Annotated in this window: 10 protein-coding genes; 6 read left to right on the top strand and 4 right to left on the bottom strand. The window is 46.3% G+C overall.

Annotated elements, in window-relative coordinates:
• Nucleotides 1–13 precede the first annotated feature (13 nt).
• From D1614_RS10185 to D1614_RS10160, 6 genes are all read left to right on the top strand, one after another.
• Nucleotides 14–946 carry an HAD family hydrolase gene (locus D1614_RS10185; protein WP_119437803.1) on the top strand — a complete coding sequence of 311 codons (933 nt, stop codon included), beginning with the start codon at nt 14–16 and terminating at the stop codon, nt 944–946.
• A gap of 80 nt (nt 947–1,026) precedes the next feature.
• A complete protein-coding gene (locus D1614_RS10180) occupies nt 1,027–1,794 on the top strand; it encodes a glycerophosphodiester phosphodiesterase (RefSeq protein WP_162304464.1) in 768 nt (255 codons plus the stop codon).
• A gap of 193 nt (nt 1,795–1,987) precedes the next feature.
• On the top strand, nt 1,988–3,976 hold the full coding sequence (locus tag D1614_RS10175; protein WP_119437801.1) for a calcineurin-like phosphoesterase C-terminal domain-containing protein: 1,989 nt from the start codon (nt 1,988–1,990) through the stop codon (nt 3,974–3,976).
• A 55-nt stretch (nt 3,977–4,031) separates the two neighbouring features.
• Nucleotides 4,032–7,271 carry a SusC/RagA family TonB-linked outer membrane protein gene (locus tag D1614_RS10170; protein WP_206609971.1) on the top strand — a complete coding sequence of 1,080 codons (3,240 nt, stop codon included), beginning with the start codon at nt 4,032–4,034 and terminating at the stop codon, nt 7,269–7,271.
• A gap of 12 nt (nt 7,272–7,283) precedes the next feature.
• Complete coding sequence (locus D1614_RS10165; protein WP_119437799.1) at nt 7,284–9,092, top strand: RagB/SusD family nutrient uptake outer membrane protein; 1,809 nt, start codon at nt 7,284–7,286, stop codon at nt 9,090–9,092.
• Nucleotides 9,093–9,127: 35 nt separating this feature from the next.
• The gene (locus D1614_RS10160) at nt 9,128–10,630 is read left to right on the top strand and encodes a BACON domain-containing protein (RefSeq protein ID WP_119437798.1); all 1,503 of its coding nucleotides are present in this window, start codon (nt 9,128–9,130) and stop codon (nt 10,628–10,630) included.
• Between the two features lie 408 nt (nt 10,631–11,038).
• Here D1614_RS10160 and pulA read toward each other — a convergent pair whose 3' ends face one another.
• From pulA to D1614_RS10140, 4 genes are all read right to left on the bottom strand, one after another.
• The gene (gene pulA / locus D1614_RS10155) at nt 11,039–12,982 is read right to left on the bottom strand and encodes a type I pullulanase (RefSeq protein WP_119437797.1); all 1,944 of its coding nucleotides are present in this window, start codon (nt 12,980–12,982) and stop codon (nt 11,039–11,041) included.
• The gene (locus D1614_RS10150) at nt 12,983–13,531 is read right to left on the bottom strand and encodes a hypothetical protein (RefSeq protein ID WP_119437796.1); all 549 of its coding nucleotides are present in this window, start codon (nt 13,529–13,531) and stop codon (nt 12,983–12,985) included. It abuts the gene before it with no gap.
• 99 nt (nt 13,532–13,630) lie between these two features.
• Complete coding sequence (locus D1614_RS10145) at nt 13,631–16,207, bottom strand: phosphatidylglycerol lysyltransferase domain-containing protein (protein WP_119437795.1); 2,577 nt, start codon at nt 16,205–16,207, stop codon at nt 13,631–13,633.
• Nucleotides 16,208–16,267: 60 nt separating this feature from the next.
• On the bottom strand, nt 16,268–17,650 hold the full coding sequence (locus tag D1614_RS10140) for an aminopeptidase P family protein (protein WP_119437794.1): 1,383 nt from the start codon (nt 17,648–17,650) through the stop codon (nt 16,268–16,270).

The raw sequence follows: 17,650 nt of genomic DNA, 5'->3' as shown, positions 1-17,650 counted from the left end.
AATCAATTGAAAAATGAGAAAGATCCTATTTATATCATCACTCACATTCCTCCTGTTTATACAGGGAATACAGGCTCAAACCTTTCGCCCCATCAAAGGATGGTCGAAAGAAGTAAATGAGAAGCTTGAAAGCTTTTTGAACTCAACACTTACCATGACCGAACGAAAAGTATCTGTTTTCGATTGCGATGGAACAACCTTTGGGCAGGTACCCCATTATTTAGCTGACGAAGCGCTTTACCGCTATGCCGACCAGGTTCTGAAAAACAGAAACGACAAGGAAGCAAAAGAAAAACTCGAGGTATTGAACCGCATGGTGAAAAACGGGGACAACGTGGGGAAAGTATATGTAGAAGACCGCATCCATTTCCTGGCCGGTCTCTCTCCTTCCGAAATTGAAATGATTGGCTACAACTGCTTCCGCCAAGCCTATGAGGGAAAGTTTTACCCTGAAATGAAGGAATTAATTGCCAACCTCAAGGAATACGGATTTGAAGTTTGGGTACTCACCGCATCTCCCGAAATTCTTTACCAGAAATTTGTGTCGGAACAATTGGGTATTCCGGAAATAAATATTCTGGGTGCCAAATGCGTGGTAAAAGAAGGTAAAACCACCAACGAGATTATTCTTCCGATTCCGCAGGATGACGGAAAAGCGCACACCATTGAAACCTACATCAAAACCAGGCCTCTGATAGTAGGTGGCAACAGCCGTGGCGACATGGATATGCTGAACGAATCTGCCGGTCTGAAAATTATTGTAAACCCTGACGACAAAACGGTGCGGGGAGAAGAAGATGGCCCAATGAACGGCTATACCGTTAAATCGTACTGGGAGAAAGAAGGTGCTTTGATCGTAAAATGCAACGATGTAGCCGATCCTTCCGTGAAATTTTCCACTACCGAATGGAAGATCAGACAAAACCGCCCCAATCCGAAGCAATAAAACTATCTCTCATCAAAAGACAAAAACGAACGATATTGTTATATAGCGACAAACTGGTAAAAACAAACAATTACAAACGAATGAAAACAACATTTCTTTTATTTTTCATGATTACGGCAAGCTTTTCTTTGTTCGCACAAGTGGAGTTTGTAGGACACAGAGGAGCTTCTTACCTGGCCCCTGAAAATACAGTTGCAGCAGCTAAACTCGGATGGGAACTCGGTGCTGAAGGCGTTGAAATCGATGTTTACCTGACTCCTGATCAACGGGTGGTGGCGATCCACGACAAAACCACAAAAAGAACAACCGGAGTGGACCTCGTAGTTTCAGAAACAAAATCAAAAAAACTGAGAAAGCTGGATGCCGGTACCTGGAAAGATGAAAAATTTGCCGGAGAAAAGATCCCCTTCGTAGAAGAAGTTCTGAAGATTATTCCAGAAGACAGATACTTAGTCATCGAAATCAAAACCGGTCCTGAAATTTTTACGGCTTTACAAAAAGCAATCAAAAAATCGGGCAAGGAGAAACAGGTTAAATTTATCGCCTTTAACTGGGAAACGATTCTCACTGCTAAAAAGCTTTTCCCGGACAACGACTGTTACTGGCTTACCTCATCGGCTAAAGATTTGGATAACAAAATCGGGGAATGTGCCGCACTGGGTCTTGAAGGAATAGATGTAAATGCCAAACTGGTTACACCCGAAACAATGGCCAAAGCCAAAAAACTGGGACTGGATGTATGGTGCTGGACGGTTGATAAACCCGAAGATGCCAAACGAGTTGCTGAACTTGGTGTGAGCGCCATTACTACCAACCGTCCGGGATGGCTGCGCGAACAGTTAAAATAAACAACTACAAGTGAAGCATAAGGCGACACTAAATCACTAAGTACGTTATGAGTCTCCCTGATGACAAATAACGGTGAATAAAGAAGAGGATATGAAGTATTTCATCGAAATGGAAGCAGACTATTTTACAAGGAATTGTCCGCAACATTTATAGAAATTACTGACCGAATAAGAATAGATACATTTTAAACGAATGAGAAAAATAAAAAGTAACCTGGAATACAGTAAAATTTTATTGTATTTAGTTTTCGCTGTAATTTCATCGCTTTATGGCTGCGAGAGCGGGGACGAGAACGAAGAACCTGTAGATGATTTCAATATACAGATTAGTCTCCCCTCCACAATTGAGGTAACCAAGGGCGGAGAATATGTTTTTACGGCGCAAGACGGAGGCGGACTAAAAACGTCCGATTTATTCATTCTGGAGTCGGGTGGCATATCTTACGTTTGCCCAATCACCGCTGTTTCGTCCACAGGATTCACAGTGCAGATTTCCAATGAATGTAAAACCGGCGATTACAATGTTTCGGTTAAACGGGATGTACGAAAGAAGCCCGTTGGGAAGATATACGTCAATATTGTTGATTTTTTGTTTACGCCCGACGAAGGCACTACGGTATATGGCCTCGTTAAATCGGCAGAGGGCGGCTTAAAAGGCGTCGTGGTTTCAGACGGGGTCGAAGTGACCACCACAGATGAACAAGGCATCTATCAACTCAAGTCGGCGAAGAAAAGAAACTATGTTTTTATTTCTGTTCCGGGCAATTACGAGGCGCCTTCTTTGGGAGTTCTTCCTCAGTTCTTTCAAAAATTAAAAGCCAATGCCAACACCGTTGAACGGGTAGATTTTACGCTTCAGAAGGTTGAAGGACAGGATGCGTACAAAGTATTCATGCTTGGCGACATGCACCTTGCCGCCCGAACAAACGACCTTAGCCAGTTTTCGGATTTTACCACCGACCTGAATACTTACATGAACGCCCACGCTTCTGAAAAAATGTATGCAATCGCCCTGGGCGACATGACCTGGGATTTGTACTGGTATTCAAATAATTTTGGCTTACCCGAATACCTGAACACCATAAACAGTCAGGTTAAAAACTTGCAGATATTCCATACCATCGGCAATCACGACTACGATTATCAGGCGACTTCCGATTTTACTGCGGAACTCAAATACATGAACCACATTGCCCCTACCTATTACTCGTTTAATATAGGTGAGGTGCATTATGTAGTCATGGACGACATCGATTGCAGTGAGTATGACGGAACAACTTCCCGCAATTACAAAAAACTGACTTCTGCAGAACAGTTGAGCTGGCTTGAAAAAGACCTCGCTTATGTCGACAAATCAACGCCTTTGGTTGTTGCGATGCACGCACAAGTGTATTTACCTTCGGAAACTGCCGAATTTAAGATAGACCACGACATAACCAGCACCGAACAACTATTCAACATTCTGGATGGCTATAAAGTGCATTTTGTGACAGGGCATACACACAAGACTTTCAATGTTACGCCCCAGGATGCCATTACAGGCGGAAATGATTTCTATGAACACAACGCCGGAGCTGTTTGCGCCTCCTGGTGGTGGTCGGGTAACTTAACGCCGGGTGTTCACATCAGTCCTGACGGTACACCGGGCGGGTATTCGATTTGGGATGTTTCGGGGAAAGATTTGCAATATGTTTACAAGGCCACCGGATGGCCGGAGGATTACCAATTCCGGAGCTACGACCTGAACAACGTAAACTTTTCGCTGGCAGATGTTCCGCTGATGCCATCCTCGGTTCCCACTTCGGTTAAGAATAAGTATATGCAGTATGTTGATGCCTACCCGGCCAACAACGACAACGAGGTGCTGATAAACATCTGGAACTGGAATCCGCGCTGGACGCTGACCGTAACTGACGAATCCGGAAAGAGCCTGACTCCTGAAAAAGTATGGGCATACGACCCGTTGCACATTGCCGCCCTGTCCGTGAAGCGCTTCAATTCGGCTAGTCTTACGTCTACTCCCAGTTTTATTACCGATAAGTTCACCCACTTCTTCAAGGTAAAAGCCGATAATGCAGATACTGACCTGACCATTACCGTTAAAGATGAATTTGGGCACATCTGGACGGAAAATATGCAACGCCCCAAAGTCTTCTCTACGGATGCTTATAAGACTAAATAAAAATTATTCTAATTTAAATACCTATGAATCAATGAAAGCGTTCAAATCTCTTATTTTGTTGCTAATACTATTTGTGGTGGAGGGCTTTTCGGTTCTTTCCGCCCAAAATAGAACGGTATCGGGAAAAGTTTTTGATACCCAGCAAGAAGCTCTTGTAGGAGTAACCATTCAACTCAGTGGCACCACTCAAGGTACGGTTACTGCTGCAGATGGATCTTTCAGTCTTCTGGTTCCATCAGAGGCTGTCGTTTTAAATATCTCTTATGTGGGCTACCTGACTCAAAAAGTCAATGTTGCCCCGGATCAAAAAGACATCAACGTTTACATGCAGGAAGACGTCATTTTAATGAATGAAACGGTGGTTATCGGTTATGGAACACAGAAAAAGGTTAACCTGACCGGCGCCGTGTCAACGGTAGAAAGCAAAGGGCTTGAAAACCGTGTATCCCATTCGCTGACGAATATGCTGCAAGGCTCTGTATCGGGACTTAACATCACTACTTCTTCGGGCGTACCCGGCAGTTCGCCCAACATCAATATCCGTGGTGTAACTTCCATTAACGGCGCTTCGCCCCTGGTACTGATCGACGGTGCAGTGGGCGACCTGAACCGCGTTAACCCAAACGACGTAGAATCAATTTCGGTTATCAAAGATGCATCAGCTGCTGCTGTTTACGGCGCGCGTGCAGCTTTTGGGGTTATCCTGGTTACAACAAAATCGGGATCAGCACAAGACAATAAAGCGACCGTTCGTTACAGTGGCCGCTATGGATGGGAAAGCCCGACAACTTCTACCGATTATGAAACTACCGGATATTGGTCGGTATATACCATCAACAAGTTTTGGAAAGCCGACTCGGGAACGCTCTACGTCAACTATACCGACCGCGATATGCAGCAGCTATTGGCCCGTGTAAATGACAAAACAGAAAATCCTGATCGTCCCTGGGTAGTCGAAGAAGTGAGAAACGGACGGAATCAGTGGGTTTATTACGGTAACTACGACTGGTGGCACATGCAATATCGGGATAGCCGCCCGGTGCAACAACACAATATATCCATCAGTGGCGGAACAAAGGACGTCAAGTATCTTGTATCGGGTGCGTATGATCGCCAGGAAGGCATCCTGAAAGTTCATCCTGATATTTTCAATAAATACAATTTGCGTTCAAAGATCGACTTCCGGATCAACAAGTGGGCGACGATGACAAACAATACCTCGTTCTTCGCTTCGCAATATACCTTCCAGGGAGATGGCAGCGTAGAGAATACGCTTGCTTACGGTGCAAGGCATGCACTTGCAAATTTTCCGATGCAAAACCCTGACGGGTCGTGGCTTTACAGTACCCCATACCTGAACTATAAAGTAGGTAACGGCCGCCACATTATTCTTGGCGAAGGGTCGCACCGGAACGTAAACAGGGCATCTGATTTATCTAACACTACCCGTCTTGTCCTCAATCCGATAAAACCATTGAAAATTACGGCCGACTTTACTTACCGTCAGTATCAGACACGTAACACAAGCCGTTCCAACAACATTTTTTACCGGGAATATCCGGATGCGCCTCTTGGCTCGTATGCAACCGGCGCCGGTGCCAACCGGCTCGACGAATCGGTTAATACGCGCAATTACTACTCAACCAACGTATTTGCCAATTATACCCAAACCTTTGGCGAGCATAATCTGTCGGGTGTTGTTGGGTTCAACTACGAAACCCTGAAACTGAAAAATCTTTCCGCATACGGTGAATATCTTTCTTCATCAACGTTGGATGACTTAGACCTCGTGGGTCAAAATTCGGAAGGTCAAACCATCACTGGTGTAGGAGGCGGGCAGAATGAATACGCTTTAGCCGGCGTTTTCGCTCGTGTTAACTACGATTACAAAGGCCGTTATCTCCTCGAGGTCAGTGGTCGTTACGACGGAACATCACGTTTTGAAGCTGACAGTCGCTGGGGATGGTTCCCTTCGGCATCGGCAGGCTGGCGCATTTCGGAAGAGTCTTTCTTTGAATCGGCCAGAGGTACCATCGACAACCTGAAGCTAAGAGCCTCTTTCGGAAGCCTGGGTAATCAGAATGTTTCTTCCTATTATGCCTATTTGCGCCTGGTTTCCATCAACGACTTCGCAGGATATTCATTCAACGAAGGCAGCACTATGGGCAAATATTCGTCGCTGGGCTCCCCTGTGGCCTCCGACCTTACCTGGGAAACGGCAGCGCAATGGGACCTTGGCTTCGATCTCACTATGGCCAATAACCGCCTGAACTTTACGGCCGACGTCTATATTCGCGATACCAAAAACATGTTGACCGACGGTATTGAACTGCCCGCAGTGTACGGTGCTTCTGTTCCGAAAATGAATACGGCCGACTTGCGTACAAAAGGGTACGAATTATCTGCTTCGTGGAGGGACCAGCTAACCCTGGTAAACAAACCCCTCGAGTATAGCATTGGGGTGAATGTTAGCAACTACAAGAGTACCATCACTAAATACGATAACGCCGACAAAACTTTTGCCAAGAGCTACTACGAAGGTATGCGCCTTGGAGAAATCTGGGGCTTCGTTACCGATGGACTGTATCAGAGCACCGAAGAAGCGCAGGCATATGCACAAGAGGTTGATTTGAGCTATATCAACAACCGGATTACCGGCGGTTGGCAGGCAGGCGACCTTAAGTTTTTAGATCTTGACGGGGATAAAAAACTGGGTATCGGCAGCAACAGTGTTAACGATCCGGGCGACCGTAAGATTTTGGGCAACTCGCTTCCTAGTTTTTCTTACGGGATTAATACAAGCATTCGCTGGTATGGTTTCGATGCATCCGTATTCTTCCAGGGCACCGGAAACCATTACTGGTATCCTACCGGACAGTCAATGCCATTCTGGGGACCTTATTCGTATCCTTATCTCACTTATTTGCAGAAAGATTTCCTGAAAGATGTTTGGGCAGAAGATAACCGGGATGCATACTTTACGCGACCGATGGCCTATTCAGCCACCTCTGGTCCTTTGAGCAAGGTCAACGACCGTTATCTCCAGAACCTGCGCTATCTGCGTTTAAAAAATCTAACCATCGGTTACACTATTCCGTCAGTTTTGACGAATAAAGTAGGCATTGATGCACTTCGTTTCTATTTTTCGGGTGAAAACCTTTGCTATTGGTCACCCCTTAAGAAACGCACGAAATACCTTGATCCCGAAGGGGCCATCGACAGAAGCGGCGCTTCCAACAACGCCTTCTATCCCTGGCAAAAGACCATTATGTTTGGTGTAGATATTACTTTTTAACACGATTAAGCTATGATTAAGATAAAACGTTTTACTATAGTAGCCATGACATTGCTTATGGGGCTTTCGGCTTGTAATGATCTTCTTGACCTGAAGCCATTGAGCCAGATTTCTCAGGCGGATTATTTCCAGACGGAAACAGATCTTCAGCTCTTCAGCAACCCTTTCTACAATAACCTGCTGGACAAATCGCCCTACGATTTGCAGAGCGACCTTTATGTTTGCCAAAACCTGTCGGACATAATGCTGGGAGGTACCAAGCGTACCGTTCCCGCTTCGGGTGGAGGATGGTCGTGGACAGACTTGCGCAGAATGAACACATTGATTGCCTATGCCGATCAATGCAAGGACGAGGATGCTGTTATTAAATATACCGCACTAACCCGGTTCTTCCGTGCTTTTTTCTATTTCGAGAAGATAAAACGCTTCGGCGATGTGCCGTGGTACGAAGCTGAACTGGGTTCGGCAGATGAAGAACTCTACAAAGCCCGCGATTCGCGCGAATTTGTTATGACCAAAATGATTGAGGACATTGATTACGCCATTGCCAATCTTCCCGACAAGGCAAAGGAAACAAGCAGTCCTTATCGTGTCAACAAATATGCAGCCATGGCGCTGAAAGCTCAGTTTTGCCTGTACGAAGGTACTTACCGGAAATATCACTCTCTCAATCTGGAAGGACACGACTACAAATATTATCTGGAACAAGCGGCAACAGCGGCGAAGAACTTAATGAACGAAGGCGTATACAGTCTGTACAGCACCAATCATCCGGAAAGCGACTATCTGACGCTTTTTGCACAAGAAAATGCTGATCCGAACGAGTATATTCTCGCTATCAAATTCGACTACGGACTTAACATCTACCACAATGCTACAGCGCACACGCTGGTACCAACACAGGGACGACCGGGACTGACCCGCAAGATGGTGAATACTTATCTGAAAAAAGACGGTACAGCATTCACCAATCAGTCGGGCTGGCAGGAGATGTCGTTCATCGACGAAACGACAGACCGCGATCCCCGCTTGGCCCAAAGCATCCGTACGCCGGGCTATACACGCATTGGGCAAACAACAGTGCTGGCGCCCGACCTTTCAATAAGCGTTACCGGCTACCAGCCCATTAAGTTTGTACAGGACCCGAAAGCATCGGGTGGCAACGTAGATCGTAACGACCGTTCTACTTGCGACTTGCCGGTATATCGCTATGCCGAGGTGCTCCTCAATTATGCCGAAGCAAAGGCAGAACTTGGAACCTTGATCCAGGCCGATCTGGATGAATCTGTCAATCTGATCCGTCAGCGTGCCGGAATGCCAAACCTTGACATGAACGCCGCCAACGCCAATCCCGACAGATACCTTTCTGACGCAGAAACAGGCTACCCGAACGTTACAGGCGCAAACAAAGGCGTCATCCTGGAAATCCGCCGTGAAAGGGGCATTGAACTGAATCAGGAAGGATTCCGCTTCGACGACCTGGTACGCTGGAAAGCCGGTTATTGCATCGACCAGTCTACTTATGGCATGTATTTCCCCGGTCCCGGAGCATACGACCTGAGTGGTGACGGACAGGCAGATGTTACACTTTATGCCAATGGAACACCTAAACCAGACGTTACTTCCGGAGTCGCGTATGAGATAGGAAACGAAATCATCCTTTCAGGAGGCAATAAAGGTTACATTTACTATCATAAAAATATCGAGCGCACTGCTTTTGACGAGGGGCGCGATTATCTCTACCCGATTCCGATTAACGAGCGTTCGCTCAACCACAATCTTACGCAGAACCCGGGTTGGAATGACGGACTCTCTTTTTAACTGAAAAATGGTAATTGATAAAAAATTGCAAAATCATGAAACGTACAAATTATATCATCTTCTCTATCCTGCTGGTGTTTGCAAGCCTCTTACAGGGCTGCAACGATGAAGAGAGCGGACTGTCCAAAGCTGTTTTGGCGAGTGCCGGTACGCTAAATTTTGAAGCGACCGGAACATCCGAAAAAATCATCACCATTTATGCTGATGCCGACTGGATTACGGAAGTTCCCGAATGGGTAACAGTCACGCCCGCTTCCGGCACAGGAACCATGGATGTTACAATTAATGTAACTGAAAATATCCGCGGTGGCGCTGTTGACAATCCCCGCAAAGCTGCGCTTGTATTCAAGGGCGGCACACTGGCAAGCCGGGCCGAAGTGATAATTTCTCAGGGTGGCGACAAATATCGCGACTGTGAGGAATATACGCTGGCAGAATTGGCAGAATTGGAAAACGAAACGGTCGTTATCGTGCCGCAGGTCATCGTAACAGCAGTCACAACAAAAGGCTTCATTGTTAGCGATGGAACGGTGAATATCTTTATGCAAAGCTCCTCTGCTGTAAGCGTTGGCGACAACGTTTCGGTAAAAGGGACAAAGCTCTACGATACTCATTCGCTTCCATACGTAGAATGCGACGAAGCGAACGTTAACTCTACAGGTGGTACGGTAACCTATCCTGCCGTGGAAGATATTACTGACAAGCTGGATACCTACACCTCCACTTCGAGAACTTTTGTTACGGTCAGCGGCATATTGAATGGCAATAACGTAACAGTGGAAGGTGCTAACTATTCTGTTGCAATAACAGATGCTCCGGAAAATTTTGACCTTGCTCCGCTGAATGGACATAAAGTAAAAGCTACCGGCTATTTTGCCGGTGTGGCCGCTCCTGTTATTAAGCTAAACGCTACTGCCATTGAAGACCTCGGCGTGGTGGAAATCATCTATTTTGCTGAGGATTTTGAGTGGCTGAACCCGTGGGCCGAAGCAAGTGCAGCCGGCCGGACAGTCGAGACGGACAACCTCGGCTCAACCGCCCCTCAGATATCGTCTTCGGCTACAGTTGTTGACGGTATTACAGCCAATGATGCGCTTCTCCAGGAAGGTTATCAATTCCTGCGTGTTACACCCAGCACTACGGAAGCGGGCGAGTGTATCTATCTTCAGAACAATTACCTCAAGTTCGGTAAAACGGGCTATCAGGCCGGGATCATTCTTCCAACAATTGAAGACATTCCTGCTGGTGCAACAACCGTGCTGTCGTTCGACTGGTGTCCAATGCGTCAGGGATCGGGCAAAATAGACCCTGTCAACCTGGTCGTCATCGTTACCAATGGAAGCGAGGAAGTAACATTCGATATCCCCGAATCGGGTTTCGAGACGGGTCATGTACTTGAGTGGGTCAGAGCCGAAGTAGAGCTCACAGGTCTTACAATCAGCAATGACACCAAGATTACGATCCGTGCCACTCAATGGCAGGTATCTACAGCCAACCGCTGGTTCCTTGATAATATTAAACTTGTAAAGGCTAATTAACAAATTGCCGGATAAACAGAGAGGCTGCCCGATATTTCCAGGGCGGCCTCTCTATTCTTCTTAGTTGGTTCCGTTTCTGTTTTTATACTTTGGAAGCCAACTTCAAAAGAATGATTTGCGGGAAAAATGACTTGACGGATAGGAAACATTTCACAAACAGCACATTTCTATTTTGAAAAATACCGTTCGTTAATACATTGTTGTGACAATGTCGTTGTTCATTTAGATTTAAAATCAATTAATGACATTACAACCAACCGCCCGGGGTGGTTACACAAATAGCTGGATTAAAGGAAAGAGTACTTACTCATGCACCAACGCATTCTTTTCAATAATACACAAGTAAACCTTTGACATATTTTTAAGATAAGAACAAGATCCCGTTCACTTTCGTGGTGAATGGGATTTTTATTTCACCAAAGTAAGGATAAGCATAGAAACAGGCTGAACCGTAACCGTATCAGAAACCAGCTCACCAATTCCTGCTTCGTTGATTTCAGTATCATTGGCCACCACCCTGAAACTGCCTTCCGGTAGTGGCATCTCAACTGGCTCGGCGTTGCCGTTAAAAAACAGCATAATCCGCTCCCAGCTGTCGCCAACCTGCTGCCCTTCGATACAATAAGCCACCACACCTATTTTGTACTGCGTGCAAAAATTCAGGTGACTTCGGATGCCTTCAGCATTGGCGATCCGCAAGCCCGGGTGATTTTTTCGCAGTTGAATCAGTTGCCGGAAATAGTTGAAAACATCGATGTAATCGTTCTTCCGTGCCCAATCCAACTGGTTGATAGCATCGGGTGATTTATAGGAATTCCCGTTCCCGTTTTTGCTGCGGCAAAACTCAACGCCGGCATGCAAAAAAGGAACTCCCTGCGAGGTAAGCACCAACGCACCGGCTAGTTTTACCCGCTTCCGCAATTCTTCATCCGGGGCTTTGGGCAGGCTTTGTTTCAGTTTGTCCCAAAGCGTGTAATTATCGTGACACGAAACATAGTTGATGCATTGATCCGGCTCTGCAGCCCAGGCTCTTTTGATGGACTCGATGTAGCCAAAATTGATCTGCGGATGGTCAACAGCAGCGGCAATCCCAAACTTGATGGTTTCTTCCCGCAGGTTAAGGCCACTTACAAATCCTTTTGATTTTTTATCGCCGTGATTTCCTTTCAACCCGTCCCTGAAATCGTCATTAAAACTGGCGATCCCGGGCAATTTATGCGTGTTTTGCTTAACAGCACGCTGCTCCTCCGGCATCGGACTTTGGTCGGCAGCCCAGCCTTCGCCGTAAAGAAACAAACCACGATCCAGCTTCGACATCTCCTCCCGGATGGTTTTCATCGTTTCCAGGTCCAAAACACCCATCAGGTCGAAACGAAAACCGTCGATGTGGTATTCTTCCACCCAAAACGTCAGCGCATCCACGATGTATTTCCGGGCCATGAAACGCTCCGAGGCAATTTCATTCCCGCATCCCGTAGCATTGGCAAAAGTTCCATCGGGTTTCTGGCGGTAAAAATAGCCGGGCACCATTTGGTTGAACACCGACTCCTTGGTATAGAAAGTATGGTTAAACACCACATCCAGAATAACGCCAATTCCCTTGTCGTGCAATGTTTTTACCAATTTCTTAAATTCCCTGATTCGCCTGGTTCCATCGTACGGATCGCTGGCATACGAACCCTCCAGCGCACAAAAATGCTGCGGATCGTAACCCCAGTTGTATTTCTCAAGCGGTTTTTCTTCGTCAACGGTTGCAAAATCGTTTACCGGAAGCAGGTGAACATGCGTAATACCCAGTTCCTGCAAGTGGTCAACACCCGTTTTCTGCCCCTGCGGAGACGTGGTTCCTTCTTCGGTAAACCCCAGAAACTTTCCCTTGCTTTCAATGCCCGAGTTTTCAGAAATAGAAAAATCGCGCACATGAAGTTCGTAGATAACCGCCTCGGTAAAACTATGGTAACGCGGTCCGCGATCCACCGCCCACCCTTCGGGATTGGTCGAATTCGGATTATAAATCTGCCCGCGCAGGCCATTGGCACCCACACAACGGGCGTACATTCCCGGCACTTCGTTGAGCCATTCGCCGTCGTTAACTTTGAAAGTGTAGTATTTGCCTTCGTAATCGCCGTTCAAAACCGTCGACCAGGTTCCGTTTCCCGATTTCTGCAAATTGGTTTTATGAAAGGCTTCTCCGGTCAGTCCGTCCTTGTACAAACGCAACTCAACCACCTGGGCAGTAGGTACCCATATTTTGATCACGGTTTTCTCGGGTGACCAAAACACTCCCAGGTCATTTCCATCATAACCCGGATAAGTTGAAAAATCTATATGGTTGAATTTCCAGTTTCTCATTTAAAATTTAAACGCTGTTTTCCGCAAAAAAACTGCCCTGCTTCCCAGCTTCTTCCCTTTTACATCCTCGAGGTAGATCTTTGCTTTTGGAAACTTTTTCAGGCGATCGTCGTGCCCGTAAAAACGCCGTAAATCGATTTCAAGTGTGTGCGTTTTTCCTTTTTCCAGGTAAAGCGGATAAAACACGTAATTATTGCTTCCCTTGAGCCTGAATTTTCGTTTTATCCAGAAATTATCGAACACCAGCAAAGGCCTGGCAAGATCGATATCTGTTTTCCCGGTGTTTTTTACCGTAAGCGTTAGCCTGTCCGGGTAATAAATAGCACTTTTCCCGAGTTCAATCCGTACCCCTCCATTACCAAACAGCGGTTTACCTCCGCCATCCTTTGTTTTGCGCGACGATCTTCCGGTAAAAATAAAACCGGCTATCAACGCAACCAGTACCAGAAAAATATACACAAGCTTGTCACCATCAGGGCCTACCTCGTTTTGTGCGAAGAGCCTGAACGAAAAGCTGCTGAAAAAGAGTATGGAAAGAAGTTTTTTCACCTGCCAAATTTCGGGTAAAAATACAAGAATTTAGCCCTTTTCCAACTCTTGTCTCCCTTGATCGGGTCCAATGCAAATTGAACGTTAACGATTAGTAGATTATGGTTTTGAAACCCCTTTCAGAATCACCGGAAACTGCACAAGATCGTAATCGTTACCGTATACCAGGTACTTCTTCTCCCAGTCGGGGTTGAACTTGTCTTTAAACTGAAATTGTCCTTTAAAATGCTGAAGCGGCTTTAATCTTTCCAGCGCTATTTTCATCGATCGTTCAGCCATTGTTTTAGGATTCTCAATCCCGGCAAAAGCCACCAGACCAAGGTTTACATGCGTAATCCCTTTGCTTTTGAACCAGGCAAACATTTCAGTTAACAGAAAATAAATGATCCCGGTGGGAGCATCGTCGGTAATCCGAATCAGGTCGTAAGTTCCTTCTCCTTTCACAAAATCGGGCACCAGGTTCAGAAAAGCAACCACTTTTTCTTCCGGATTCTCAATGGTCATCACAGTCGTTTTTTTGAGCAACTCGGGAAGAAACATTCCCTGCGAAAAAACCATTTCGTGCTTACCCGGTTTGTTCAGCCAGGCGTCCGATACCTGCTGCAGCTTCTGGATCACCCCGTCTTTTATTTCAGGCTCGTACACATGAAACGTAAAGCCTGCATTTTTAGCTTTATTAATCGCATTTCGCAGCGGGTGCATTTTTGAGCCGCTCAACGAAAAACTTTCCAGGTTCAGAATGGCTTCCTGCCCGATAAACAATACGTTCTTTTTTAGCTGACGAAAAATACCGATGGAAGATTCCGGGACACGGTAATAAAAGGTTTTCAAGCCGTTCCCGTAACAATAGCGCTCAAATTCCCGGAGCAAGGATAGCGCGGTTTCCTCATCGGCACAAACCGGTAATTCGAGAACAACTGCATAACTGCCCTGAATTTTATAGGCCAGAAAACCATTTTCATTAAAAAAGAAAAGCTTGTCGGGGTAATATTTGAAATAATCGAGTGCCGACTTCCCGTAATCCTGCACCAGCAAACGTGCGTGGTTTCTGTCATTTTCCAGATCAGTGTGGTCGCTTACAAAAATCGGACGCAGCGAAAGCACAATGGCAGAAATCAACAACCCGCCACTAAAAAGATGAGCCAGTAAAACAAAGTGCTGCCCGAAGCTTGACTGTGGCAAATACGCAGAGTTGTCGAACAGGAAAATCAAACGAAACGAAGCTTTTACCGAATGGATAAAACTGTAATCCACCCCCATGTGTACTTTTTCCAGGAAATAAGTTCCCCCCACCGTACTTACCATCAGCGCCACAAAAGCAGCCAGCCATATCTTCCACCAGTTTTGAAGGTAAAAAGGCAAAGAACGCACATTGTACAGGCGGTAAGTATACAACAAACTGGCAATGGCCAACAGAGAAACCAGGGCTTCTTCGTAATCAATTCCCTTGGTAAGATGGCCAATCGCGGAAAGCGTTAATAACAAAAGGGAGATTCTCCAGGCGCGCTTCACGCCTTTCAAAAGATAAACCGAAAGAGCGATTAACAGCAAGCCAATAAAAAATACGGCGAAGTTCGAAATCGTAACAGCCAGCCTGGGAAGTAGTTTTTCGAGGATCACAATCCGCTCGGGCAAGGTGGGCGAAATGGCAGAAACAATGTTAATCAGCCCCGCAACAAAGATGATAAACACCGGAATAACACGCAACAGGATGTTTTTTCTTGAAAACAGAAAACTGCCCGCACCAGCGATCAAAGGCAGCCAAAATTCGAAGAAGCGGAACACAAGCGTTATGGCGGCAGCCTGTGGTGCAGCTATTCCGCTCTGGATAAAAACATAGGTCATGGAAACTTCGATGGCCCCGATGCCGCGCAAAAAAGGCGAAACAATCAGCAACATTACCATCACAATGTAGGCCATGAAAGCAGTAAACAAAGTAGGCTTAAAACCCAGTGCCAACATGGAAATGTAAACATGACTTACCCCAACCAGCTCAATGAACACTGAAATCAGCAACGCAAAAATAAACGCCCGGTTGTGAAGGTTCGTTGAAAAAACATTCTCAAGAGTTAACAGCGCCTGCGGATTGAAGCGCTGCACCAGTCTGTAAACAAAACCGCGTTTCGCAAACGACCAGACAAGCAATAAAATCAAGGCAATCAGCACAATCAGTACGATGAAAGGAATCAATTCTACCGAAGTAAGTTTGTTGCGCAAGAGCAGTATAATCAGCAGCGGAAAGGCAACCACAACCACCGAAAGAAATCCGCACAGCCCGTAAATGTAAGAGCCATAATGAATATCGGAATTACTGATTCCCCTGGCAGACAGCGGCCGCGTAAAAAATACCAGCGACGAAACTCCCCCGGCGGGCAGGAAAATACTGATCAGGGTTCGCTTCAGAAACAAAGGCAAAGTGTCGCTTAAACTGGCTTTTACTCCCGCTGCCCTGAAACTAAACACATACATAAATGCCTGGAGCAAAACATACAGTACCGTAACGATCAGCCCCAGAAAAATGTAAAATGAGTTGGCGTTTTGCAGTGTCGATCGGATTTGGGCAAGCTCAAGATGCTCGTTTTTGATGAAATAGATACTCATCAAAATCATAAGAACAGCCAGTGTGATCTGCCAAACCGGCCTGCTGCTTCTTCGGTTTTTAAATATTCTGATCATAATCACGAACGTTAAACCTACCGGCACTCTGCAAAAACCGTCTGTGCTTTACGCAGTCATCTATCCACGCAAAGCTTCCACTTCGGGCATTGTCTTGGGTTTTGGCTTTCCAAGTAATTGGGCTCCGTTCTCGGTCATTACAAAGTCTTCTTCGTTGCGTATACCACCAAAATTACGATAAGTTTTCACCTTGTCCCAATGAATAAAGTCCTTGAATTTCCCCTGTCCGCTCCAAAGATCGATCAACTCCGGAATAAAATAAATTCCCGGCTCGATGGTAAATACATGCCCGGCCTGCAGCGGTTTTGCCAGTCGCAACGATTTCAACCCAAACTGCGTACTTTTGGGCTGACCGTCGTATCCCACCCAAACCTCGCCAAGGTCTTCCATATCGTGTACATCGAGGCCCATCATATGTCCGGTTCCGCAGGGAAAGAACAAGGCATGAGCGCCAGCCTCCACTGCATCGGCGGTATTTCCTTTGGTAAAGCCCATGCTTTTCATCCCATCAAAAATAGCTGAACAGGCTGCCAGGTGCGCCTCCCGAAAAGGTTTTAGAAACCCCAGCGCATCGACTGCCGCCTGATGAGCAGCCAGCGTAATCCCGTATATTTCTTTTTGCTCTGAAGTAAACTTTTTACTCACCGGGAAAGTGCTCGACAGGTCTCCCGCATAACACATTTCATTCTCGTAACCGGCATCCACTAAAAACAGATCGCCTTCTTTGATGGTATTCCCGTGGTAGTGATTGTGCAATGTTTGCCCGTTAATGGTGGCAATGATGGGAAAAGAGATGTTTCCGCCGGCGGCAAGTGCCACTTTGTGAATTTCGGCAGCCACTTCAGCTTCGCTCATCCCGGGTCGCGCAAATTTCATGGCTTCCATGTGCATATCCACCGAAACATCCACCGCCTGGTTAATTCGCACCAATTCTTCGGCCGTTTTTATTTCGCGCTGACTCACCACTGCTTTTACCAGTTCGAGCGAAAACCTCTCTCCAATTTCTTTGGGAGATACACCTGCCAACTCCAGGAGTTTGATCTTGTTCTCGGGCCGGTACAGCGGCAAGAAATGCAACATTTGCCCGGTGGTTCCAGCCTTGCCCAACGCGTCCTGCAATTCAGTCAAGGGTTTAACGCGGCTTACTCCGCATTTCTCTGCCCGCTCAGCGATGGTAGGTTGCGGCCCCATCCAAACAATGTCGTCGATGGTATAATCGTCTCCGAAAATTGTTTCCGTGTCGTTGTCAATATCGATCAGCGCTGCCAGCCCCGGATGATTGATTCCAAAATAATACAGAAAAGTACTGTTCTGCCGGAAATGATAGGTGTTATCGGCATAATTCATTGCCGACTCGTTGTTCCCCAGCAAAAGAATCAAACCTTTCCCAACTTTCTCTTTAAGCGTTTTTCTGCGTTTTGTGTACGTTGATTTACCAAACAT

The organism is Maribellus luteus (assembly GCF_003576475.1).
Classification (GTDB): Bacteria; Bacteroidota; Bacteroidia; order Bacteroidales; family Prolixibacteraceae; genus Draconibacterium; species Draconibacterium luteum.
Note: the sequence above shows the minus strand (reverse complement) of the source record. Positions and strands in the feature narration are given on the sequence as shown.